The organism is Streptomyces sp. NRRL S-337, assembly GCF_000720175.1.
In the GTDB taxonomy this organism is placed as follows: Bacteria; Actinomycetota; Actinomycetes; order Streptomycetales; family Streptomycetaceae; genus Streptomyces; species Streptomyces siderophoricus.
Window position 1 is genome coordinate 76,380 of the sequence record NZ_JOIX01000010.1, and the last position, 22,933, is coordinate 99,312.

General features: G+C 70.8%; 19 protein-coding genes. 11 read left to right on the forward strand and 8 right to left on the reverse strand.

Annotated features, from left to right (window positions below):
- Positions 1-41: 41 nt before the first annotated feature.
- The 8 genes from IG62_RS0110370 to IG62_RS0110405 are packed head-to-tail and all read left to right on the forward strand — an operon-like array spanning position 42 to position 10,034.
- Positions 42-1,154 carry an S-(hydroxymethyl)mycothiol dehydrogenase gene (locus tag IG62_RS0110370; protein WP_030800143.1) on the forward strand — a complete coding sequence of 371 codons (1,113 nt, stop codon included), beginning with the start codon at positions 42-44 and terminating at the stop codon, positions 1,152-1,154.
- A complete protein-coding gene (locus IG62_RS0110375; protein WP_030800145.1) occupies positions 1,151-3,607 on the forward strand; it encodes a GcvT family protein in 2,457 nt (818 codons plus the stop codon). Before IG62_RS0110370 ends, IG62_RS0110375 begins: the two co-directional genes overlap by 4 nt.
- Positions 3,608-3,616: 9 nt before the next feature.
- Positions 3,617-3,790, forward strand: coding sequence for a hypothetical protein (locus IG62_RS47115; protein WP_158795014.1), 174 nt, complete (start codon positions 3,617-3,619; stop codon positions 3,788-3,790).
- Positions 3,787-4,917: an aromatic ring-hydroxylating oxygenase subunit alpha gene (locus tag IG62_RS0110385; protein ID WP_030800147.1), complete on the forward strand. Its 1,131-nt coding sequence runs from the start codon at positions 3,787-3,789 to the stop codon at positions 4,915-4,917. The genes IG62_RS47115 and IG62_RS0110385 overlap by 4 nt, the downstream gene beginning before the upstream one ends.
- Entirely contained in the window at positions 4,910-6,376 is a 1,467-nt protein-coding gene (locus IG62_RS0110390) for an aldehyde dehydrogenase family protein (protein WP_030800148.1), read from the forward strand. Before IG62_RS0110385 ends, IG62_RS0110390 begins: the two co-directional genes overlap by 8 nt.
- A 12-nt stretch (positions 6,377-6,388) precedes the next feature.
- A complete protein-coding gene (locus IG62_RS0110395; protein ID WP_078871911.1) occupies positions 6,389-8,011 on the forward strand; it encodes an APC family permease in 1,623 nt (540 codons plus the stop codon).
- A 28-nt stretch (positions 8,012-8,039) separates the two neighbouring features.
- Positions 8,040-9,605, forward strand: coding sequence for a GMC family oxidoreductase (locus tag IG62_RS0110400; RefSeq protein WP_030800152.1), 1,566 nt, complete (start codon positions 8,040-8,042; stop codon positions 9,603-9,605).
- Positions 9,606-9,659: 54 nt separating this feature from the next.
- Positions 9,660-10,034, forward strand: coding sequence for an ArsR/SmtB family transcription factor (locus IG62_RS0110405; RefSeq protein ID WP_030800154.1), 375 nt, complete (start codon positions 9,660-9,662; stop codon positions 10,032-10,034).
- A 302-nt stretch (positions 10,035-10,336) separates the two neighbouring features.
- Here the strand turns inward: IG62_RS0110405 and IG62_RS0110415 are convergent, their stop codons facing one another.
- The 7 genes from IG62_RS0110415 to IG62_RS0110445 all read right to left on the reverse strand — a co-directional run bounded on the left by IG62_RS0110415 (position 10,337) and on the right by IG62_RS0110445 (position 18,786).
- Positions 10,337-11,131 carry a carbon-nitrogen hydrolase family protein gene (locus IG62_RS0110415; RefSeq protein ID WP_030800156.1) on the reverse strand — a complete coding sequence of 265 codons (795 nt, stop codon included), beginning with the start codon at positions 11,129-11,131 and terminating at the stop codon, positions 10,337-10,339.
- Between the two features lie 379 nt (positions 11,132-11,510).
- Positions 11,511-12,923, reverse strand: coding sequence for an aspartate ammonia-lyase (gene aspA, locus IG62_RS0110420; protein WP_030800158.1), 1,413 nt, complete (start codon positions 12,921-12,923; stop codon positions 11,511-11,513).
- A 372-nt stretch (positions 12,924-13,295) separates the two neighbouring features.
- On the reverse strand, positions 13,296-14,387 hold the full coding sequence (locus IG62_RS0110425; protein WP_420711057.1) for an asparaginase: 1,092 nt from the start codon (positions 14,385-14,387) through the stop codon (positions 13,296-13,298).
- Between the two features lie 149 nt (positions 14,388-14,536).
- On the reverse strand, positions 14,537-15,244 hold the full coding sequence (locus IG62_RS0110430) for a FadR/GntR family transcriptional regulator (RefSeq protein ID WP_051797853.1): 708 nt from the start codon (positions 15,242-15,244) through the stop codon (positions 14,537-14,539).
- A 182-nt stretch (positions 15,245-15,426) separates the two neighbouring features.
- Complete coding sequence (locus IG62_RS0110435; RefSeq protein WP_030800164.1) at positions 15,427-16,041, reverse strand: GNAT family N-acetyltransferase; 615 nt, start codon at positions 16,039-16,041, stop codon at positions 15,427-15,429.
- Between the two features lie 274 nt (positions 16,042-16,315).
- Positions 16,316-17,008, reverse strand: a complete 693-nt coding sequence (locus IG62_RS0110440; protein ID WP_030800166.1) for a response regulator — start codon at positions 17,006-17,008, stop codon at positions 16,316-16,318.
- A 101-nt stretch (positions 17,009-17,109) separates the two neighbouring features.
- Entirely contained in the window at positions 17,110-18,786 is a 1,677-nt protein-coding gene (locus IG62_RS0110445) for a sensor histidine kinase (protein WP_030800169.1), read from the reverse strand.
- 226 nt (positions 18,787-19,012) lie between these two features.
- Between IG62_RS0110445 and IG62_RS0110450 the strand changes: the two genes are divergently transcribed.
- The 3 genes from IG62_RS0110450 to IG62_RS0110460 are packed head-to-tail and all read left to right on the forward strand — an operon-like array spanning position 19,013 to position 21,786.
- Positions 19,013-19,828 carry an ABC transporter ATP-binding protein gene (locus IG62_RS0110450; protein WP_030800171.1) on the forward strand — a complete coding sequence of 272 codons (816 nt, stop codon included), beginning with the start codon at positions 19,013-19,015 and terminating at the stop codon, positions 19,826-19,828.
- A complete protein-coding gene (locus tag IG62_RS0110455) occupies positions 19,818-20,693 on the forward strand; it encodes an ABC transporter permease (protein WP_030800173.1) in 876 nt (291 codons plus the stop codon). Before IG62_RS0110450 ends, IG62_RS0110455 begins: the two co-directional genes overlap by 11 nt.
- Positions 20,694-20,745: 52 nt before the next feature.
- Positions 20,746-21,786, forward strand: coding sequence for an ABC transporter substrate-binding protein (locus IG62_RS0110460; protein WP_030800175.1), 1,041 nt, complete (start codon positions 20,746-20,748; stop codon positions 21,784-21,786).
- 30 nt (positions 21,787-21,816) lie between these two features.
- On the opposite strand, the gene IG62_RS0110465 is transcribed toward IG62_RS0110460, so the two are convergent.
- Positions 21,817-22,905 (reverse strand): trypsin-like serine peptidase, encoded by a 1,089-nt coding sequence (locus IG62_RS0110465; protein WP_030800177.1) that lies wholly within the window; start codon positions 22,903-22,905, stop codon positions 21,817-21,819.
- Positions 22,906-22,933 lie beyond the last annotated feature (28 nt).

Below are 22,933 nucleotides of genomic sequence, written 5' to 3' on the forward strand. Positions count from 1 at the left end.
GCGCAACCAGTCGTGCACTGCGCAACACTGAGGGGTAGGGCATGCCACACGAAGTCCATGCCGTCGTCGCGGCGAAACAAGGCGCACCCGTCGAACTCCGGACGATCCTGGTGCCGGATCCCGGCCCGGGCGAGGCACTCGTCGCCGTACAGGCCTGCGGAGTCTGCCACACCGACCTGCACTACCGGGACGGCGCGATCAACGACGAATTCCCCTTCCTCCTGGGCCACGAGGCCGCCGGAATCATCGAAGCCGTCGGCCCCGGCGTCACCGATCTTGCCCCGGGCGACTTCGTCGTACTCGCCTGGCGCGCCCCCTGCGGCACCTGCCGGTCCTGCCGCCGCGGCCGCCCCTGGTACTGCTTCGACTCCCGCAACGCCACCCAGGCCATGACCCTCGCTGGGGGCACCTCCCGGACGAAGTCTGGGGGAGGCAGCCCGCTCACCCCTGCCCTCGGCATCGGCGCCTTCGCCGAGAAGACCCTGGTCGCCGCCGGACAGGCGGTCAAGGTCGACCCGGCCGCCCGGCCCGAAGCGGCCGGACTCATCGGCTGCGGCGTGATGGCCGGCTACGGCGCCGCCGTCCACACCGGGCAGGTGGGCAGCGGCGACACCGTCGCCGTCATCGGCTGCGGCGGCGTCGGCAACGCCGCGATCGCCGGCGCCTCGATCGCCGGGGCCCGCCGGGTCATCGCCGTCGACATCGACGAACGCAAACTCGACGGCGCCACCCGCTTCGGCGCCACCCACACCGTCAACTCCCGCCGCACCGACCCCGTCGAGGCCGTCCGGGAACTCACCGGCGGACACGGCGCGGACGTCGTGATCGACGCCGTCGGCCGCCCCGAGACCTACCGGCAGGCCTTCTACATGCGCGACCTGGCCGGCACCCTGGTCCAAGTCGGCGTCCCCGCACCGGACATGACCATCGAACTGCCGCTCATCGACCTCTTCGGCCGCGGCGGCGCCCTGAAGTCCTCCTGGTACGGCGACTGCCTGCCCAGCCGCGACTTCCCCGTCCTCATCGACCGCCACCTCGGCGGACGCCTCGACCTCGACGGCTTCGTCACCGAGCGGATCACCCTCGATGAGGTCGAATCCGCCTTCGAGAAGATGCACCGCGGCGAGGTCCTGCGATCGGTGGTGGTCCTGTGACCCCCACACACCCCACCACTGACGCCCGCGTCGTCATCATCGGCGCCGGCATCGTCGGCTGCTCCCTCGCCGACGAACTCACCGCCCGCGGCTGGACCGACGTCACCGTCCTCGACCAGGGCCCCCTGCCCGCCCCCGGCGGCTCCACCTCCCACGCCCCCGGCCTGGTCTTCCAGACCAGCCCCTCCAAGACCCTGACCGGCTTCGCCCGCTACACGGTCGAGAAGTTCTCCGCCCTCCAGGCGGACGGCCGCTCCTGCTTCAACCCGGTGGGCGGCCTGGAACTCGCCACCACCCCCGAACGCTGGGCCGACCTGCACCGCAAGGCCGGCTGGGCCGCCTCCTGGGGCGTACGCGGCGAACTGGTCTCCCCCCGCCGCTGCAAGGAACTCTGGCCCCTCCTCGACACATCGATGATCCTCGGCGGCTTCCACACCCCCGACGACGGCCTGGCCCGCGCCGTCCTCGCCGCCCGCGCCCAGACGGCGCGCGCACACCGGCGCGGCGCCCGCTTCCTCGACCGCCACACCGTCACCGGCATCGAGCAGACCGACGGCCGCGTCACCGGCGTGATCACCGACCGCGGCACCTTCCCCGCCACCCACGTCGTCTCCGCGGCCGGCTTCTGGGGCCCGGTGATCGGCCGCATGGCCGGCGTCGACGTCCCCCTCCTCCCGCTCGCCCACCAGTACGCGAAGACCAAGCCGCTGCCGGAACTCGCCGGCGCCAACGACCCCCGCACCGAAGCCTCGAAGCCCATCCTCCGCTTCCAGGACCGCGACCTGTACTTCCGCGAGCACACCGACCGCATCGGCATCGGCAGCTACGCCCACCGACCGCTGCCCGTCGACCCGTTCACCGTCCTCCCCTACGACGAGGCACGCGCCCGCAACATGGACATGCCGTCCTCGTTCCCGTTCACCGCAGAGGACTGGGCCCCGAGCTGGGAGGACGCCCGCCGGCTGATGCCCGCCCTGCGCGACACCGACATCGAGGAGGGCTTCAACGGCGTCTTCTCCTTCACCCCCGACGGCATGCCGCTCCTCGGCGAATCCGGCACACTCAGCGGCTTCTGGCTCGCCGAGGCCGTATGGGTGACCCACTCCGCCGGCGTCGCCAAGGCCGTCGCCGAATGGATGGTCGACGGCCACGCCACGACCGACCTGCACGAATGCGACCTGCACCGCTTCGAGGAGGCCCAGCGTTCCCCCGCCTACGTCCACGACCGCGGCTCCCAGCAGTTCATCGAGGTCTACGACGTCATCCACCCCCTCCAGCCCATGGAACAGCCGCGCCCACTGCGCGTCAGCCCCTTCCACACCCGCCAGCAGGAACTCGGCGCCCACTTCCTGGAAGGCGGAGGCTGGGAACGCCCGCACTGGTTCGACGCCAACGCCCACCTCGTCACCGACACCCCGCAACGCGACCCCTGGTCGGCCCGCCACTGGTCACCCATCGCCGCCGCCGAGGCGAAGGCCACCCGCGAGCGGGTCGCCCTGTACGACATGACCCCGCTGCGCCGCCTGGAGGTCACCGGCCCCGGCGCGCTCGCCTTCCTCCAGCGCATGACCACCAACAACCTCGCGAAGAAGCCGGGCGCGGTGACATACACCCTGCTTCTCGACCACAAGGGCGGCATCCGCTCGGACCTCACCGTGGCCCGGCTCGCCCCCGACCGCTTCCAGGTCGGCGCCAACTCACCCGCGGACCTCGCCTGGTTGCAACGCCACGCACCCGCCGATGTGCACCTTCGCGACATCACCTCCGGCACCTGCTGCATCGGCGTATGGGGCCCGCTCGCCCGCGACCTGGTCCAGCCGCTGACCCGCGACGACTTCTCCCACGAGGCGTTCGGCTACTTCCGCGCCAAGGACACCTACCTCGGCCACGTCCCCGTCACCGCCCTGCGCCTCAGCTACGTCGGCGAGCTCGGCTGGGAGCTCTACACCACCGCCGACCTGGGCCTCCGCCTCTGGGACACCCTCTGGGAAGCCGGAGCGCAGCACGGCGTCATCGCGGCCGGCCGGTCGGCCTTCAACAGCCTGCGCCTGGAGAAGGGCTACCGCTCCTGGGGCCACGACATGACCGAGGAACACACCCCGTACGAAGCCGGGCTCGGCTTCGCCGTCCGCATGGACCGCGGCGACTTCCTCGGCCGCACCGCCCTCGAACAACTGCCGCCCCCACAAAGGAAATTGACCCCCCTGCTCCTCGGCGACCCGGCCGCCGTCGTCCTCGGCAAGGAACCCGTCCTCGTCGACGGGGCGCCCGCCGGCCACGTCACCAGCGCCGCCTACGGCCACACCCTCGGCCGCTGCGTCGCCTACGCCTGGCTGCCGGCCCACCTCACCACCGGCACCGGCGTACACATCGAGTACTTCGGCGAGAAGCTCCCCGCCACCGTCGCCGAAGAGCCGCTGTTCGACCCGAAGATGACCCGCATCCGCCGCTAGGAGACGCCCGTGTCACCGCCCCACGACACCACCGCCCCCGGCCCCGGCGGCATCCGCAGCGCCGCCGCCCACCAGGAGATCCTCGCCGACCACGCGCCGACCGGCACCACCGAGCACCCCACCGAGCTGTTCGACCCGCGCCGCCCCGCCGCCGCGCCCGCCGACCGAGGAGTCCGCCCGTGACGACGCTCCCCCTGCCACCAAGCCTCATCGCCACGCTCCCCGGCCACTACTACACCGACCCCGCGCTCTTCCGCACCGAACAAGAGCGCATCTTCGAGCGCATGTGGTTCTGCGCCGTCCGCTCCGCCGACCTCGACCGGCCCGGAGCCTTCCGCACCGTCCAGGTCGGCCGCGAGAACGTCCTGATCACCCGCTCCCGCACCGGCCACCTGCGCGCCTTCCTCAACGTCTGCCGGCACCGCGGCGCCCGCCTCTGCACCGAGACCGAAGGCCAGGTCCGCCGCACCCTCCAATGCCCCTACCACGCCTGGACCTACGACCTCGACGGCAAGCTGATCGCCGCCCCCAACCTCACCAAGATGCCCGACGTCGACCGCACCACCTACGGCCTCGTCACCGTCGCGCTGCGCGAATGGCTCGGCTACGCCTGGGTGTGCCTGGCCGACGAACCCCCGTCGTTCGAGGACACCGTGATCGGCGCGGCCGTCGAACGGCTCGGCGACACGGCCGCCATCGACCACTACGGCACCGAACACCTCGCCCTCGGCAAACGCCTCACCTACGACGTACGGGCCAACTGGAAACTCATCGTCGAGAACTTCATGGAGTGCTACCACTGCGCCACCATCCACCCCGAACTCACCGAAGTCCTCCCGGAATTCGCCGACGGCTACGCCGCCCAGTACTACGTCGGCCACGGCGCGGAGTTCGGCGACGGCGTCAAGGGCTTCACCGTCGACGGCAGCGAGGGCTTCGGCAAACTCCCCGACGTCTCCGACGACCAGGACCGCCGCTACTACGCCCTCACCGTCAAACCCACCGTCTTCGTGAACCTCGTGCCCGACCACGTCATCCTGCACCGCATGTTCCCGCTGGCCGAGGACCGCACGGTCGTCGAATGCGACTGGCTCTACGCACCGGACGTCATCGCCTCCGGCGCCGACGTCTCCAGGTCCGTCGAACTCTTCCACCGCGTCAACGCCCAGGACTTCGCCGCCTGCGAACGCACCCAGCCCGCCATGTCGTCCCGCGCCTACCGCTCCGGCGGCGTCCTCGTCCCCACCGAACACCACATCGGCATCTTCCACAGCTGGCTCCTTGAGCAGTTGGGAGCCGACGGTGCCTGACCTGTTCATCGGCGGCCGATGGACCACACCCCGGGACGAACGGACCCGCGAGATCCGCTGCCCCGCCGACGGCAGCCTCGTCGCCGTCGTCGACGAGGGCGGCGGCAAGGACACCGCCGACGCGATCGCCGCCGCCCGCCACGCCTTCGACCATGGACCCTGGCCCACCACCCCGGCCGCCACCCGCGGCGACCTGCTGCTCCGCGTCGCCGGCCTCCTCGAACGCGACCGGGCCGCCCTCGCCCGCGCCGAATCCCTCGACACCGGAAAACGCCTGGCCGAGAGCGAAACCGACATCGACGACGTCGCCGCCTGCTTCCGCTACTTCGGACGCCTGGCCGGCACCGAGGACGGCCGGCTGCCCGACCCCGGCACCCCCGGCGTCGACAGCCGCATCGTCCACGAACCCATCGGCGTCTGCGCCCTGATCACCCCCTGGAACTACCCGCTGCTGCAGACCGGTTGGAAAGTCGCACCGGCCCTGGCCGCGGGAAACACCTTCGTACTGAAACCCAGCGAACTCACCCCGCACACCGCCCTCCACCTGATGCGCCTGCTCCAGGAGGCCCAACTCCCCGACGGCGTCGCCAACCTCGTCCTGGGCACCGGCCCCGAAGCCGGCGCCCCCCTCACCGACCACCCCGACGTCGACATGGTCTCCTTCACCGGCGGGCTGCTCACCGGCCGGCGCATCATGGCCGCGGCGGCCGGCACCGTCAAACGCGTCGCCCTCGAACTCGGCGGCAAGAACCCCAACATCGTCTTCGCCGACACCGACTTCGACACCGCCGTCGACCACGCCCTGACGGCCGTCTTCCTGCACTCCGGACAGGTCTGCTCGGCCGGCGCCCGGCTGCTCGTCGAGGACACCCTGCACGACCGCTTCGTCGACGAGATCGTGCGCCGGGCCCGGCTGATCCGGCCCGGCGGCCCCTTCGACGCCCACGCCCGCACCGGACCGCTGATCTCCGCCGCCCACCGCGCCAAGGTCGAGGCCTACGTCGCCACCGGAATCGCCGAGGGCGCGGTGCTCCGCTGCGGCGGCACCCGCCCCGACGACCCCCGACTCGCCGACGGCCACTACTACCTGCCCACCGTCCTGGACGACTGCCGGGCCGCGATGACCGTGGTGCGCGAGGAGTCCTTCGGGCCCGTGCTGACCGTCGAACGCTTCACCGACGAGGACGAAGCGGTACGGCTCGCCAACGACACCGTCTACGGACTCGCCGGCGCCGTCTGGACCACCGACCAGGCACGCGCCGACCGCGTCGCCGCCGCGCTGCGCCTGGGCACCGTATGGATCAACGACTACCACCCCTACCTCCCGCAGGCCGAGTGGGGCGGCTTCAAACAGTCCGGCACCGGCCGGGAACTCGGCCCCGGCGGCCTGGCGGAGTACCGGGAAACCAAACACATCTGGCGCAACACGGCACCCGCGCCGGTGCACTGGTTCGACTGAGGAGGAAGGCCCTTGAGCTTACCCGACGCACCATCGGCAAGAACCGCGGCACAGCCGGAAACCGCCCCGCCGGCCACCGGCACCGAACCGGACGACACCGGACTCACCGAATTCGGCTACCGCCCCGAACTCCAACGCACCCTCGGCAACTTCCACACCTTCGCCGCCGGCATCAGCTACATCTCCATCCTCACCGGCACCTTCCAGCTCTTCTACTTCGGCTACGGCATCGGCGGACCCGCCTACTGGTGGTCCTGGCCCCTCGTCTTCGCCGGCCAGCTGATGATCGCCCTGTCCTTCGCCGAACTCGCCGCCCGCCACCCCGTCGCCGGCTCCGTCTACAACTGGGCCAAGAAACTCGGCAACCCGCACATCGGCTGGCTGGCCGGCTGGATGATGCTGGTCGCCTCCATCGTCTCGCTCTCCGCCGTGGCCCTCGCCTACCAGCTCACCCTGCCGAAGATCTCCGCCGCCTTCCAGTTCATCGGCGACGGCACCGGCACCTACGACACCGCCACCAACGGCGTCCTCCTCGCCGCCGTACTGATCCTCTTCACCACCCTCGTCAACGCCTTCGGCGTCACACTCATGGCCCGCATCAACACCGCCGGCGTCTTCATCGAACTGTTCGCCACCGTCGTGCTGATCGTGCTGTTCGCCGTCCACGTCGTCCGCGGCCCGGACGTCGTCCTCCAGACCCACCACGCCGGCGCCGGCCAGCCCCTCGGCTACCTCGGCGCCTTCCTCACCGCCTCGCTGGCCTCCGCCTACGTCATGTACGGCTTCGACACCGCCGCCTCACTCGGCGAGGAATCCCTCGACCCCTCCCGCAACGCACCCCGCGCCATCCTCCGCGCCCTGATCGCCTCGTTCGTGCTCGGCGGACTCATCCTGCTGCTCGCCATGATGAGCGTGAGCAGCCTGAACGGTAAGGGACTGACCACCGACGGGCTCCAGTACGTCGTCCTCGACGTCCTGGGCGACACCGGCGGCAAGGCCATGCTGTGGTGCGTCCTCATCGCGGTCACCGTCTGCGCGCTCGCCGTGCACACCGCCGCCATCCGACTGGCGTTCGCCATGGCCCGCGACAACAACCTCCCCGCCGCCTCCCTCATGGCCAAGGTCAGCCCGCGCTTCCGGACCCCGGTCCTGCCCGCGGTCATCGTCGGGGCGCTCTCCCTCGGCGTGCTGCTCCTCAACATCCGCCAGCCGCAGATCTTCTCCGTCGTCACCAGCATCGGCATCATCATGATCTACCTGGCCTACCTGCTGGTCACCGCCCCGATGCTGATCGCCAGACTCCGCGGCCGCTGGACGCCGGCCGGCGGCGGACGGTTCACCCTGGGCCGCTGGGGCCTGCCGGTCAACGTCCTCGCCGTCCTCTGGGGCGCCGGCATGATCGTCAACCTCGCCTGGCCCCGCGACGCCGTCTACAACGCCACCCCGCCGCACCACTGGTACCTGCGCTACGGAGCCGTGCTGTTCGTCGGCGCCGTCGCCGTCGGCGGCTTCGCCTACTACTGGTGCGTCCAACGGCACCGCACCGGCGTCCTCGCCGAACACGCCGCCACCACCGACCACACCGCGACCGGCACCACCGGCACCACCGACCCCCACCTCACCGCCACCGACTGACCGCCCTGCCCCGGGAGGACAACACCCCATGGAAAACGCGGAGTTCGACTACGTCGTCGTCGGCGGCGGCACCGCGGGAAACGTCGTCGCCGCCCGCCTCAGCGAGGACCCCACCGTCACCGTCTGCGTCCTCGAAGCCGGACCCAGCGACGTCGGCGACGACAACATCCTGCGCCTGGAACGCTGGATGGCACTGCTGGAATCCGGCTACGACTGGGACTACCCGGTCGAACCCCAGGAGAACGGCAACAGCTTCATGCGGCACGCCCGCGCCAAGGTCCTCGGCGGCTGCTCCTCGCACAACTCCTGCATCGCCTTCTGGGCACCCGCCGAGGACCTCGACGGCTGGGAAGCGGGCGGCGCCACCGGCTGGGGCGCCCGCGACACCTTCCCGCTCTACCGCCGCCTGGAGAACAACGACGCGCCCGGCGACCACCACGGCCGCACCGGCCCGGTCACCCTGCGCACCATCAAACCCACCGACCCCTGCGGCACCGCCCTCCTCGAAGCCTGCGCCCAGAACGGCATCCCCACCACACCCTTCAACACCGGCCGCACCGTCCTCCGCGGCGCCCACTGGTTCCAGATCAACTCCGACGAGAACAACATCCGCCAGTCCTCCTCGGTCGCCTACCTGCACCCCGTCATGGGCAACCGCCCCAACCTCACCGTACGCACCGGCATCCGCGCCAAACACCTCCTCATCGACGACGACCGGCGCTGCACCGGCGTCGCCTACCTCGACCCCGACCTGCTCCACACCCGCACCGTCCGCGCCCGCCGCGAAACCATCGTCTCCTGCGGCTCCATCGACACCCCCAAACTGCTGATGCTCTCCGGCATCGGCCCCGCCGACCACCTCCGCGACATCGGCATCGACGTCCGCGTCCACTCACCCGGCGTCGGCGAGAACCTCCAGGACCACCCCGAGGGCGTCATCATGTGGCAGGCGAAACAGCCCATGGTCACCGCCTCCAACCAGTGGTGGGAGATCGGCATCTTCGCCGACACCGAACCCGGCCTCGACCGCCCGGACCTGATGTTCCACTACGGCTCGGTGCCCTTCGACCTGAACACCGCCCGGCACGGCTACCCCACCTCCGAGAACGCCTTCTGTCTCACCCCGAACGTCACCCGCGCCCGCTCCCGCGGCACCGTCCGGCTCCGCACCCGCGACTTCCGCGACAAGCCCAGGGTCGACCCGCGCTACTTCACCCACGAGCACGACATCCGGGTCATGACCCACGGCCTGCGGCTGGCCCGGGAGATCGCCGCCCGCCCCGCCCTCGCCGACTGGACCGGCGCCGAACTCGCCCCCGGCCCCGACGTCCACACCGACGACGAACTCCTCGACTACATCCGCACCACCCACAACACCGTCTACCACCCCTCCTGCACGGTGAAGATGGGCGCCGCCGACGACGCCATGGCACCCCTCGACGCCCGGCTGCGGGTCAAGGGCGTCACGGGCCTCCGGGTCGCGGACGGCTCGGTCATGCCCGAACTCGTCACCGTCAACCCCTGCATCACCACCATGATGATCGGCGAGAAGTGCGCGGACATGGTGCGGGAGGACGCGGGCCGAAACCCTTGACGGGCACCAGGAACGTATGAAGAGGTCTTCATGTCCCCTCGCTAGGATGGCCCCATGGGCCACGGAATGGACGACAAAAGCACCACCACCACCCGCGAACGACTTGACGCCGTAGGCGCCGCCGACGTCGCCGCCACCCTCCAGGCCCTCTCCACCCCCTCCCGGCTACGCATCCTCGCCCGCCTCCAGGAAGGCCCCTGCGCCGTCGGCGACCTCGCCACCGCCGTCGGCATGGAACAGTCCGCCTGCTCGCACCAGCTCCGCCTGCTCCGCAACCTCGGCCTCGTCACCGGCGAACGCAACGGCCGCTCCATCGTCTACGCCCTCTACGACCACCACGTCGCCGAACTCCTCGACCAAGCCCTCTACCACGTCGAACACCTGCGACTGGGGCTGCATGACGGTTCGTCAACTGCTGCGGTGCGATGAGGAGATGAGGAAATGGGGCGCTTGGGGCGCTTGCGGGTGACGGAAGGGTGGCTCAGGCCTCGGCTGGGGTTGGGTGAGGGGTTGGGGGTGAGGAGTGAGGGGTGAGGGGTGAGGGGTGAGGGGGTGGCGGCCGTGGGTCCCTGGCCTGGCAGCCGCCCCCGGCGAGGGGCGGGAGGCGGCTGCCACACCTACCGATCCGCTACCGATCCGCGACCTGCTGCGGATTCACGATCTGCTACCGATCCGCGACCTGCTGCGGATTCACGATCTGCTACCGGTCCGCGACCTGCTACTGACCCGCGCTACAGCCGGCGGTTGTCCAGCACCGCGACCGCCCGCCGCACCCGCGCCGTCTCCTCCGTATCCAGCTGCGCCACCAACAGCTCGGGCGCACCGCCCAGTTGGGCCCGCACCGTGCCGTCCGGACCGACCAGCGCACTGCGCCCCACACCGGTCGGCGCCTTCGTCGGCACCTCCGGGTCGGCCTGCGGGTCCGGCGCGGCCTGGCCGACGGCCGCCAGCCACACCGTCGCATCCAGCGCGCGGGCCCGTACCAGCAGATCCCACTGCGCACGCTTGCCCGGGCCCGCACCCCAGGAAGCGGGCAGCACCGACACCGTCGCCCCGGCATCCGCATGCGCCCGGAAAAGCTCCGGGAACCGCAGGTCGTAGCAGGTCGCCAGGCCCACCCGGACGCCCTCCACATCGATGGTCACCACCCGGCTGCCCGCGGCCACCGTGTCGGACTCCCGGAACCCGAACGCGTCATACAGATGGATCTTGTCGTACGACTCCTCGACCCCGGGCCCGGTCGCCAGCAGCGTATTGGCGACCCGCCCCTCAGGCGCCGGGGTGAACATGCCCACCACCACCGTCACCCCCGTCTCCCGGGCCACCGCACGCACGCCCTCGGCCCACGGCCCGTCCAGCGGCTCCGCCACCGGCCCCAGCGGCACCCCGAACCGCACCATGGACGCCTCGGGCAACACCGCCAGCCGCGCCCCCTCCCGCGCTGCCCGCCGCACGTGGTCCTGCACCGCCGCGAGGTTCTCCTTCGGCTCGGTCGACGCCGTCATCTGGCACAGCGCGATACGCATGTGATCCCTCTCTCCGACTCTCCGAAGCATCTCGTGTACGGAGCCCCGCAGGACCCCTGTACACGATTCTGATCCACTCACCCGAGGAGCGCGGTTCCGGGACGGGGTTATTCCGGGCACGGGTCATTCCGGGTATGGGGTTATGCCGGGTATGAGGTTCCGGGTGCCGGGCGGGCCGGCACCCGAAATGGGCGGCACTCCGTGGTGTGACCGCGGCCCGTGGTGTGGCCGCGGCCGGCGAGCGACCGTACGGGTGTCGACGCCGACGCCGACGGGCCGGGAAGGTCAGGCTGTGCTGGCCTGACTGGTTCCCGTCGCCGTCGTCGTCGCCGTGGGTGTCACCGTGGGCGTAGCCGTGGTCGTCACCGTGGGTGTCGTCTCACAGTCGTCCCGTGCCCGCCACTTCCTCCGGCCGCAGCAGAGCGGCGAGCCGCTCGGCGGGCAACAGGCCCTGCTCCAGCACGAGTTCGGCGACTCCGCGCCCGGTGACGAGGGCTTCCTGAGCGATCGCGGTTGCCGCCGTGTACCCGATGTGCGGGTTGAGCGCGGTGACCAGCCCGATCGAATTCTCCACGCTCGCCCGGAGCGTTTCGGTGTTCGCGGTGATCCCGTCCACGCAGCGCTCGGCGAGCGTCCGGCACGCGGCCCCGAGGTGGGTGATGCTTTCGGAGAGCGAGTGCAGGATGATCGGCTCGAACGCGTTGAGCTGGAGCTGCCCCGCCTCGGCGGCCATCGTGATCGTGACGTCGTTCCCGATCACCTCGAACGCGACCTGGTTGACGACCTCCGGGATCACCGGGTTGACCTTGCCCGGCATGATGCTCGAACCAGCCTGTACCGGCGGCAGGTTGAGCTCCGCCAGGCCCGCCCGCGGCCCGGACGACAGCAGCCGCAGGTCGTTGCAGCTCTTGGAGAGCTTGACGGCGATCCGCTTCAGCACGCCGGAGAGATGAACGAACGCCCCGCAGTCCTGCGTCGCCTCGACGAGATTGGCCGCGGTCACCAGCGGCAGCCCGGTGATGGCCGCCAGGTGCCCGCGAGCCGCCTCGGCGTACCCCCGGGGCGCGTTGAGGCCCGTACCGATGGCCGTCGCACCGAGATTGATCTCGTGGATGAGCAGCACCGCCTCCGCCAGCCGGCTCTGGTCCTCCTCCAGCATCACCGCATACGCGGAGAACTCCTGCCCCAGCGTCATCGGCACCGCATCCTGGAGCTGCGTCCGCCCCATCTTCAGCACATCGCGGAACTCCTCAGCCTTGGCGGCAAAGCTCGCCCGCAACACACCCATCGCATCGACCAGCTCCCGCACCGCCATGATCGTGGCGACCTTGACCGCGGTCGGGTACACATCATTCGTCGACTGCCCAAGATTGACATGCTCGTTCGGGTGCAGTCGGACGTAATCGCCCTTTGCATGCCCGAGGATCTCCAACGCCCGGTTGGCGATCACCTCATTGGCATTCATGTTCGTCGAGGTCCCAGCACCCCCCTGAATCACGTCAACCACGAACTGCTCATGCAGCCGTCCCTCCACCCGAATCTCGCGACAGGCAGCAACAATCGCCTCCGCCCGCTCCCGATCGAGCAGCCCCAGATCCTGGTTGGCCCGCGCCGCAGCCTCCTTGACGGCAGCCAGCGCACTGATCAGATGCGGATAGGCAGAGATCGCCATCCCACTGATCGGAAAGTTCTCCACGGCCCGCAACGTATGCACGCCCCAGTAGGCCTCAACGGGTATCTCCCGATCCCCCAACAGATCGTGTTCCCAACGATGATCAGTAGCAGCAGTCACGAAAACGTCCTTCGACGAAGTGGAATGAGGGAAGGGACAGGAAGGGAAGGGGAAGGGAACGGGAACACCAGCAGCAACGCCCCCACGAAGAGCCCCGAGCCCCGGGATACCTGCCGAGACCCGAGGCGGGGGGACCTGGCGAGCCCCGAGGCGCGAGCCCCGAGATACCTGGCGTGACCCGAGGCGCAAGCCTGAGGCCTCAGCCATGAAGGACCCCGACACATTCATCACACAGAGTGACCGAGTCGGGAACCAATCACGCTCTGTAATCGTTGCCGGGGTATGAGGAGGCGTCAGGAGGCAGGAAGCGGGCGGCAAAGAGAGGACGGGGAGCGGACGGCAAAGGGACAGGGGGCAGCGTCTAGGAAGCGTCTAGGGAACGGAGTTGCAGGGGGAAGCAGGAGCGGAAGCAGAAGCAGGAGCCGGAGCAGAAGCAGGAGCGGAAACGGGCATAGACAGGGCCCCCGCCGCCCGCAGCGCCCCGACCGGTGCGCCGCCCCCGATGACCGGTGTGGTGGCGAAGTCGGCGAGGACGTCCGGATCAATACCGCAGCGCGCCAGGGCGGCCGCCGTCACGGGCATCCGGGCGCGGTCGGCGCCGTCGGCTATCTTCACGCCGACCGCCCGCCCGTCCGGTAGCGCGGCGATCTGAACGCCCTCGAATCCGTCCTTGGCGAGCAGCCCGGGGACCGCGCGCACCAGCCGGGCGGTGTCCCGGTCGGCACCGGAGACCATCTCGGGGTGGGTACGCATGGCGTGCGCGACCCGGCCCTCGTGGGTGTCGGGGGCTGCCGTCCCGAGCCGGGCGGCGGCCCGGGTCAGGCCGTGCAGGGAGACCGCGAAGAGCGGGGCGCCGCAGCCGTCGACGGTGACACGGGCGATGCGCTGGCCGGTGAGGTCCTCGACCGTCGAGGCGATCTCCCGCTGGAGCGGGTGGTCCGGGTCGAGGTAGGTGTCCGGTCGCCAGCCACGAGCCAGGACCGTCAGCAGCATGGCGGCGTGCTTGCCCGAGCAGTTCTGCGTGAGGCGGGTGGGGCCCAGGCCGCGGCGGAGCCACTCGTCGCGTTCGGCGGGGCCGTACGGCAGGTCCGGGACATTGCGCAGGGCGTCGTCGGTCAGGCCGGCGGTGGCGAGCATGCGACGGGCGGTCGCCAGGTGGCGTTCGTCGCCGGAGTGGCTGGCGGCGGCGAGGGCCAGCGCCTCGTCGTCCAGGGGCGGCAGGCCCGCGCGGAGCAGGCCGACGGCCTGGAGCGGTTTGAGGGCCGAGCGCGGGTAGAAGGCGGCCTCGATGTCGCCGGCCTGGAACTGCACGCTCCCGTCGGCCGCCAGCACCACGACCGAGCCGTGATGGACGCCCTCGATGATGCCTCCGCGCACCACATGGGCGAGGGGGGCGTGGGCGGGTTCACGGATCTCGGGCGGGTTGGACACCTCGGCCGGGTTCGACGCTGCGTTGGCCCTCATCATCGACCTCATTGCCTTCCTCGGCGGCGCCATGGCGCCCGCGGGTGACGGTTCGCTGGTGGGTGACGAGCCGGGTGAAGGGGCGGCGGGCAGTTGGCGTTCCTTTGAGGGCTCGCTGGTGGGGGACGGCTCGTGGAGGGGGTGCTTGGTCACGGCTGGGGCTCGGGTTTCGGGGTGGGGGCCGCGCCGGGGGCGGGGGCGGGGGAGGGGCTGGGGGCGGCGGCGACGATTTGGGTGAGGGTGGTTTCCACGCGGGTGAGGTGGTGGGCCATGGCTTGTTCGGCGTCGGGGGCGGAATTGTCGATGAGGGCCTCGACGATGGCGCGGTGTTCGCGGTTGGACTGCTCGCGGCGGCCGCCGAGCTCGTTGAGGAACGCCGACTGGCGGGCCAGGGCGTCGCGGATCTCCTCGATGACGCGGCGGAAGACCGGGTTGCGGGCGGCCTGGGCGACCGCAAGGTGGAAGAGGGTGTCCATGGCCACCCAGGCGGTGGTGTCGGTCTCCCGTTCCATCCGCTCCAGCAGGTGGGTGAGGTGGTCGAGGTCCTCCGGGGTACGGCGCTGCGCCGCGTATCCGGCGACCGGGATCTCCACATGGCGGCGGACCTCCAGGAGGTCGCTCGCCGCGTAGTCACCGAAGGTGGGGTCGGCCACCGCGCCGCCGGAGACGACGAAGGTGCCCTTGCCGGTGCGCGAGACGGTGAGCCCCATGGTCTGCAGGGCGCGCAGGGCCTCGCGGAGTACGGGGCGGCTCACCTCCAGGCGGCGGCAGAGTTCCGCCTCCGAGGGCAGCTTGTCGCCGACCGCGTACTCGCCCCGTTCGATGGCGCCGCGCAGATGGTGCAGGACCGCTTCCATCGCGCTGACGCGGCGGGGCACACCACCGGATGCGATGGGCCCCCCGGGACCGCCGGAAGCGCCGGACGCACCAGGACCACCGGCACTGGAACTGCCGGAAGCGTCGGTCCCGGCGGAGGCTGTCTGGCTGTCTGACAGGTTTGGGGTCACGGAGGGATCCTGGGACCTGGGGGGAGGGGATGTCAAGGCGCGGTGGGATGCGGAGGGTGGGTGGTGGGGTTTTCCGTGCGGAGGTCGAGCATGTAGAAGACCTTGTCGTAGCGGCGGCCGCCCATGGCGACGAAGGCGGGCAGGCGGCCGTATTCGCGGAAGCCGAGGGAGCGGTAGAGGCGGAGTGCGCGGGTGTTGTCGGCGCGGGCGTCGAGGGTGAGGACCTCGATCTTCGCCTCGCGGGCATCGGCGACCAAAGTGCTGGTCAGCGACCTGCCGATGCCGCGGCCGTGCGCCTCGGCGGCCACCGCGATCTTCACGAGGTCGGCGTGCTGGCGGTTGGTCGCCTGGGCGTAGCGCAGCCAGTACCCCAGCCCGATCAGCCGGCGGCCGAGGTAGACGGCGCGCAGTGCCGCGTCGCCGTGCCGTGTGGCTCGCAGGATCCGGGCGATGAGGTCGGCCACCTCGTCCGGCGCAGGCGGGGCGTCCCAGCCGAGGGGCGCGCCGGCGCGTACCAGGTCGGCCAGTACGCGGTGGGCCTCGGCGGGGAAGCGGGCCGCGAGATCCCGGTCTGCGGTCAGTTGCGCTGCGTCGAGCAGGGTGGGGGTCGGGTCCGTGCTGCCCCCGCCGGTCGTCGGGATGTCCATGATCGGGAGGCTAGGGGGTGCGCCTCACCCTCGGGGCCGGACGGCAGAAATGCCCAGGAAGGCGATCCGGACCGGGGAACCGAAGCGAAGCCCGTAGCCGCCCGGGGGTGGACTGGGGCATTCCGGGTGATCGGTGGGCCGGGGTCTCGGGCCGGCCCGCAGCCGCCCGGCGGTGGCGGTGTTCCAGGAAGCCAGGACCACGGTGGTCTCGGGTCGCCCGCTCCCGCCCAGCGGTAGCGGTCTTCCAGGAAGCCAGGACCACGGTGGTCTCGGGTCAGCCCGTTGCCGCCCAGTGGTAGCGGTGTTCCGGGCGGCCGGTGTCGCCGTATTTGAGGGTCAGGATGATGTGGCCGCTGCGTTCGAGGTGTTTGAGGTAGCGCTGGGCGGTGGAGCGGCTGACGCCGGCGCGGGTGGCGACCTCGTGGGCGGACAGCGGTACCCGGGCCGCGTCCAGGACCCGGCGGATCAGCCCGACGGTGGCCGCGGAGTGGCCCTTGGGGAGTTCGGTGTGCGGGGATTCGGAGGTCCGGAAGGCGCCGAATATCCGGTCGACCTGTTCCTGGCCGGCCTCGCCGCGGCCGCTCACCCCCTCGACGGTGCGGCGCAGTGCGACATAGCCGTCGAGCTTGGCGCGCAGTCCGGAGAAGCCGAACGGTTTGACGAGGTACTGCAGCGCGCCGGACCGCATCGCGTCCTGGACGGTCGTCACGTCGCGGGCCGCGGTCACCATGATCACGTCGGTGCGGTGGCCGAGTTGCCGCAGCCGCCGGAGCAGCGACAGTCCGTTCTCGTCCGGCAGGTAGTGGTCGAGCAGCACCAGGTCGGCATGGGTGCGTTCGAGGGCGGCGAGTGCCTGGGCGGCGGTGTGGGCGCAGCCCGTGACCCGGAAGCCGGGTACTTGGGAGACGTAGGCGGCGTTGATCTCGGCGACGTGGAAGTCGTCGTCCACGACGAGGACGTCGATCATCGGGGGCCTCCGGTCGTCGGGACCCTCCGGCGGTCATTCATCCTGACGCTCCGACGCTCATTCATCGTGACGCTCCGGCGGTCACCGTGTTCCTCCGGTGGTCATCGTGATTCTCCGATCGTCGTGGTGGGCGGCGACGTGGTGGGGCGTTCTTCCTGGAGGGCTTCGGGCAGGACGACGGTGAAGACCGCGCCGCCGCCTGCGCGGGCGGTGACGCGGGCCATTCCGCCGTAGCGTTCGGCGAGCCGGCGCACCAGGGCGAGGCCGATGCCGCGGCCGCGCTGGAAGGTGACCGGGGTCCCGGCCGGCCGTACGGTGGCCGGCGGGCGGGGTGTCTTGGTGGACCATCCCTCGGCGAAGATCTGCTCGCGCAGGGCGGGCGGCACTCCGGGGCCGGTGTCGGAGACCCGCAGGACGACGGTGCGGTGCTCGGCGCGCAACTCGACCTCGACGAACGGTTGTCGGCGGTGGCGTTCGGCGGTGGCGTCGAGTGCGTTGTCGATCAGGTTGCCGAGGACGGTCACCAGGTCGCGCGGGTCGACCACGGCGTGCGGCAGCAGTGTGGCGTCGGAGATCCGCAGGGACACCCCGCGTTCGGCGGCGATGGCGGCCTTGCCGACGAGCAGTGCGGACAGCAGTGGGTCGTGCACCCGCTCGGCGATCTGTTCCGCGGAGGCCCGGTGGGCGCTGGCCACTTCGGTGACGAATTCGACGGCCTTGTCGTAGCGGCCGAGTTCGAGCAGGCCGCGTACCGTGTGCAGCTGGTTGGCGTGTTCGTGGTCCTGGGCGCGGAGGGCGTCCAACAGGCCCTGGGTGCCGTCGAGTTCGCGGCCGAGCAGTTCGAGTTCGGTGCGGTCCCGGAGGGTGACCACGGCTCCGCCGTCCCGGGTGGGTACGCGGTTGGCGACCAGCACCCGGCCGCCGCAGACGGCCAGCAGGTCCGTGCCCGCCACCCGTCCGGCGAGCACTTCCGTGGTCCGGCCCGGTGGCAGGACCTCCTCCAGGGGCCGTCCGGCGGCCCCGGCGTCGAGTCCGAGCAGGCGTCCGGCCTCGTCGTTGACCAGCCGGATCCGGCCGTGCCGGTCGAAGGCGACCACGCCCTCGCGGATACCGTGCAGCATCGCCTCGCGTTCGTCGAGCAGTGCGGAGATGTCGGTGAACGCGACCCCGTGCGTGCGGCGGCGGAGCCGGCGGGCGAGGGCGACCGCGGCCAGGACGCCGACGGCGAGCGCGGCGGCCGCGTAGCGCAGTACGCCGGGGAGGGTGCCGATCAGGCGGCTGTGGACGCTGTCGTAGGCGATGCCGACGGAGACGGCGCCGACGATGCGGCCGCGGGGGTCGCGCAGCGGGACCTTGGCGCGGGCCGAGCGTCCGAGGGTGCCGGTGTCGATCTGGCGCACCTCGCGTCCGGCGAGGGTGCGGCTGGGGTCGGTGGAGACGTGCCGGCCTATTTCGGCGGGGTTGGTGTGTGACCAGCGCACTCCGTGGGTGTCCATGACGACGACGTACAGGGCGCCGGTCGCCCGGCGGATCCGTTCCGCGGCGGTCTGCACCGGCCCGTGCCGGTCGGGCGGGGTGGTGGTGATTTCGCGGGGGAGGTCGGGGTCGGTGGCGGTGGTCTGGGCGATGGACTGGGCCCGGCGCATCGCCTGGTCGTCGAGTTCGGAGCTGAGCGGGGCGAGGAACAGGCTGGTGGCGAGCACCATCACGCCGGTGGTGAGGGTGAGTTGGGCGGTCAGCACCTGGGCGAAGACGCGCCGGGGCCAGTGGATCCGCATGCTCTCCTCGTCCTTGAGCCCCTGCCGCGTGCGCGCGGAACCGACACATTCTCTTTACGGGGTGATGCCCGCAACGGTATGCCGTGCGTGAGCATCCGCGCACCCCCTGGTGATGTTGTTGTTGTTCTAGCGTGAGCAAAACGAGCACAACAGGGTTTGCGCGCAGAAAGGCGGGTTGTGGCCAGAAGCGTGTCGGTGTGCCGGATCACACCTAGCGTCCCGGGCCATGAACAGCCACCTGAGCCCCGCCATCGAACTACGGGGCACCAGCAAGACGTTCCGGACCCCGTCGGGCGGTCTGCACACCGCCGTACGGGATCTGGACCTGGTCGTCGGGCGCGGTGAGTTCGTCGCCGTGGTCGGCCCCACGGGATGCGGGAAGTCCACCACGCTCACCCTGATCAGCGGGCTGGAGGAGCCCACCCGGGGTGAGGTGCTGGTGGACGGGGAGCCGGTCCGCGGCATCGGCGACACGGTCGGTTTCGTGTTCCAGCAGGATGCGGTGTTCCCGTGGCGCACCGTGCTGTCGAACGTGATGGCCGGGCCGCGTTTCCGCGGGGTGCCGAAGGCGGAGGCCAGACAGCGGGCGCGGGAGTGGCTGGCCCGGGTCGGGCTGGCGGCCTTCGAGGACCGCTATCCGCATCAGCTCTCCGGTGGCCAGCGCAAGCGGGTCGCGCTGGCCGCGACGTTCGTCAACGATCCGGGGATCCTGCTGATGGACGAGCCGTTCTCGGCGCTCGATGTACAGACCCGGGCGCTGATGTCGGACGAGCTGCTGGAGCTGTGGTCGGGCACCGGTGCCTCCGTCGTGTTCGTCACGCACGACCTGGAGGAGTCGATCGCGCTCGCCGACAAGGTGGTGGTGATGACGGCCGGACCGGCGACCGTCAAGGAGGTCTTCGAGATCGATCTGCCGCGGCCCCGGCGGGTCGAGTCGGTGCGGCTGGAGCCGCGGTTCATCGAGATCTACCGGGAGATCTGGTCCTCGCTCGGCGAAGAGGTCCGCATCACCCGCGAGAGGGGTGCCGCCGATGCCGCCTGAGACCGTCCACGCGCCCGTCGCGGTGGTCAAGTCCGGTGCCCGTGCGGACCGTTCGCGGGAGCGGGCGCGGGCCGCGCGCCGGCGCCGGCTGCTGGTGTTCGGCGCCCGGGTGCTGCTGCTCGTCGGTCTGCTCGGGCTGTGGGAGGGGCTGGCCCGGGCCGAGGTCATCGATCCGTTCAACTTCTCGATGCCGTCGAGGATCTGGGACCAGATGAGCCAGTGGGCGCTGAACGGCACCCCGCAGGGCCCGTTGTGGGAGCAGATCTGGTGCACGCTCTACGAGGCGCTGCTCGGCTGGGTCATCGGTGTGCTCGCCGGGGTGGTGCTGGGCATCGCGCTGGGCCGGGTGCGTTTCCTGGCCGATGTGCTCGGCCCGTACATCAAGGTGCTCAATGCGCTGCCGCGGATCGTGCTGGCGCCGATCTTCCTGATCGGGTTCGGTCTGGGCCCGGCGTCCAAGGTGGCGTCCGCCGTGGTCCTGGTGTTCTTCCCGGTGTTCTTCAACGCGTTCCAGGGCGCCCGGGAGGTGGACCGCAATCTGGTGGCCAACTCCCGGATCCTGGGGGCGAGCAACCGTCAGGTGACCCTGCAGGTGGTGATCCCGTCGGCCACCTCGTGGATCTTCACGAGTCTGCATGTCAGCTTCGGTTTCGCGCTGATCGGCGCGATCGTCGGCGAGTACCTCGGCGCGACCAAGGGCCTCGGCCTGCTGGTCTCGGCGTCCCAGGGCACGTTCAACGCGGCCGGTGTGTATGCCGCCATGGTGATCCTCGCCCTGGTCGCCCTGGTCGCCGAGGGGCTGCTGGCGTTCCTGGAGAAGCGGCTGTTCCGCTGGAAGCCGGCCGACTCCTCGGACGGCCGCTGACCGGCCGCGCTCCTTTTCCCGTCAACCCACTGATGAATTCAAGGATTTGATCATGCGTACGTCCGTCAAGCTGACCGCCGCGGCGGCCTCCGCCCTGCTCGCCCTCACCACCCTCACGGCCTGTGGTCACAACGGATCCCAGGACGCCGCGGCCGGCGGCGACAACGGCAAGATCAAGATCATGGTGGGCGGTCTCGACAAGGTCATCTACCTGCCGGCCAGACTCACCCAGCAGCTGGGCTACTTCGAGGACGAGGGCGTGCACGTCACGCTGCTCACCGAACCGGCCGGTGTGCAGGCCACCACCTCGCTCCTCTCCGGTGACGTCCAGGGCGTCGTCGGCTTCTACGACCACACCCTCGACCTGCAGGTGAAGGGCAAGCAGGTGGAGTCGGTGGTGCAGTTCGCGCACGCCCCCGGCGAGGTGGAGGTGGTCTCCACCAAGGCCGCCGCGGGCCTCACCTCGGCCAAGGACTTCAAGGGCAAGAAGCTCGGCGTCACCGGGCTCGGCTCGTCCACCGACTTCCTGACCAAGTACCTCGCGGTGAAGAACGGGGTGCGGACCAGCGAGTTCACCCCGGTGGCGGTCGGCGCCGGGCAGACCTTCCTCTCGGCGATGAAGCAGGGGTCGATCGACGGCGGGATGACCACCGACCCGACCGTCGCGCAGGTCCTCGACAAGAACCTGGGCAAGGTGCTCATCGACATGCGCACGCCGGAGGGGTCGAAGGAGGCGCTCGGCGGCCCGTACCCGTCGTCCAGCCTCTACATGAACACCGACTGGGTGAACAGCCACAAGGACACCGTGCGCAAGCTCGCCAAGGCCTTCGTGAAGACCCTGAAGTGGATGTCCACGCACACGCCCGAGCAGATCGCCGACAAGATGCCGGCCGACTACGCGCAGGGCGGCAAGGAGCTCTATGTGCAGGCGATCAAGGACACCCTGCCGATGTTCACCAAGGACGGCGTGATGCCTGCCGACGGCCCGGCGACCGTGGAGCGGGTGCTGAAGTCCTTCAACCCGAACCTCAAGAACGCGTCGGTGGACCTGAAGAAGACCTACACCACCGAGTTCGTCAAGAACGGCGGCTGACCGGCGGACGGGGCGCGGCCCGGGCGGGACTCAGACGAAGTTGATCTCCGCCCGGGCCAGCAGCGGATCCTCGACCAGCTGCCACAGCGGTACGGCGTAGTTGCCGAGGCCGTAGCGGCCGCCGAAGTGCAGGCCGAGCACCCGGTGGTCGGTGAGGTCGATGACGGGGGAGCCGCTGTTGCCGCCCAGCGTCGAGCAGTCGTGCCGGATGACGTTCCGGTCCGGTACCAGCCCCGTGGTGGTGCCGGGCTGCAGCCGTTTGACGTTGTAGATGTCCATGAAGATCCGGCGCATCGACTCGGGTTCGTTGCGCCGGCCGTCGTACGCCGGGTAGCCCACGCAGTACACCGGGTGGCCGGGCAGGTCGGCCGGGGCGTCCGCGGCCACCGCCAGGGGAGGGGGCAGCGCGCTGCCGCCGGGCGGCGGGGCGACCCGCAGCAGGGCCAGGTCGACGTCCTCGTGGACGCCCACCACCTCGACGACGTCGAACGAGGGGCTCGCCGCGCCGGGTGCCGGGCAACCGCCGGCGCGTACCGGGTCGATGTACTCCTCGCCGGTGTCGACGTTGGCGCTGATGCCCTGCTGGAAGGTCCAGCCGCGGCCGTCGCCGCGGGCGAACTCCAGCGCCACATGACGATTCGTCAGCACGGTGTCCGGGCCGACCAGGAACGCGGTCCCCAGCCAGTCCAGGCTGATGTGGCCGGACAGTTCGACCCGGCCGATGCGCGCGAACGACTCCCGGATCGCCGCCCGGTGCCCGTCGAGCACCGACCAGTCGCCCTGCTGCGGCGCGAAGTCGTGGTTCTGGACGAGGATCGCCGGCCGGCCCTCCAGCAGGACGATCGCCTCCATGCCGAACGACTCGTCGTCGCTGATCTCGTCGGTGCGCCCCTCGGCGAGCTTCTCCAGGCCGATCGCGCCCGCGGTCAGCACCCGGGCCCGCTCCGCCTGCGCGAACTGCGCGATCTGGCCGGCCGGTTGGTCCTCCGCCGGCAGTTCCTCCAGGGATTCCGGGATCTCGGACGACAGTCCGTCCCGCACCCGTGCCGCGACCTCGTGCAGATTCGAGAAGACCTGCTCCGGGCCGGCCGCGACCGGTGATCTGTTCCGCCTTGGCATCTCGCCCTCCTCGATGGCGCCGTCGCCT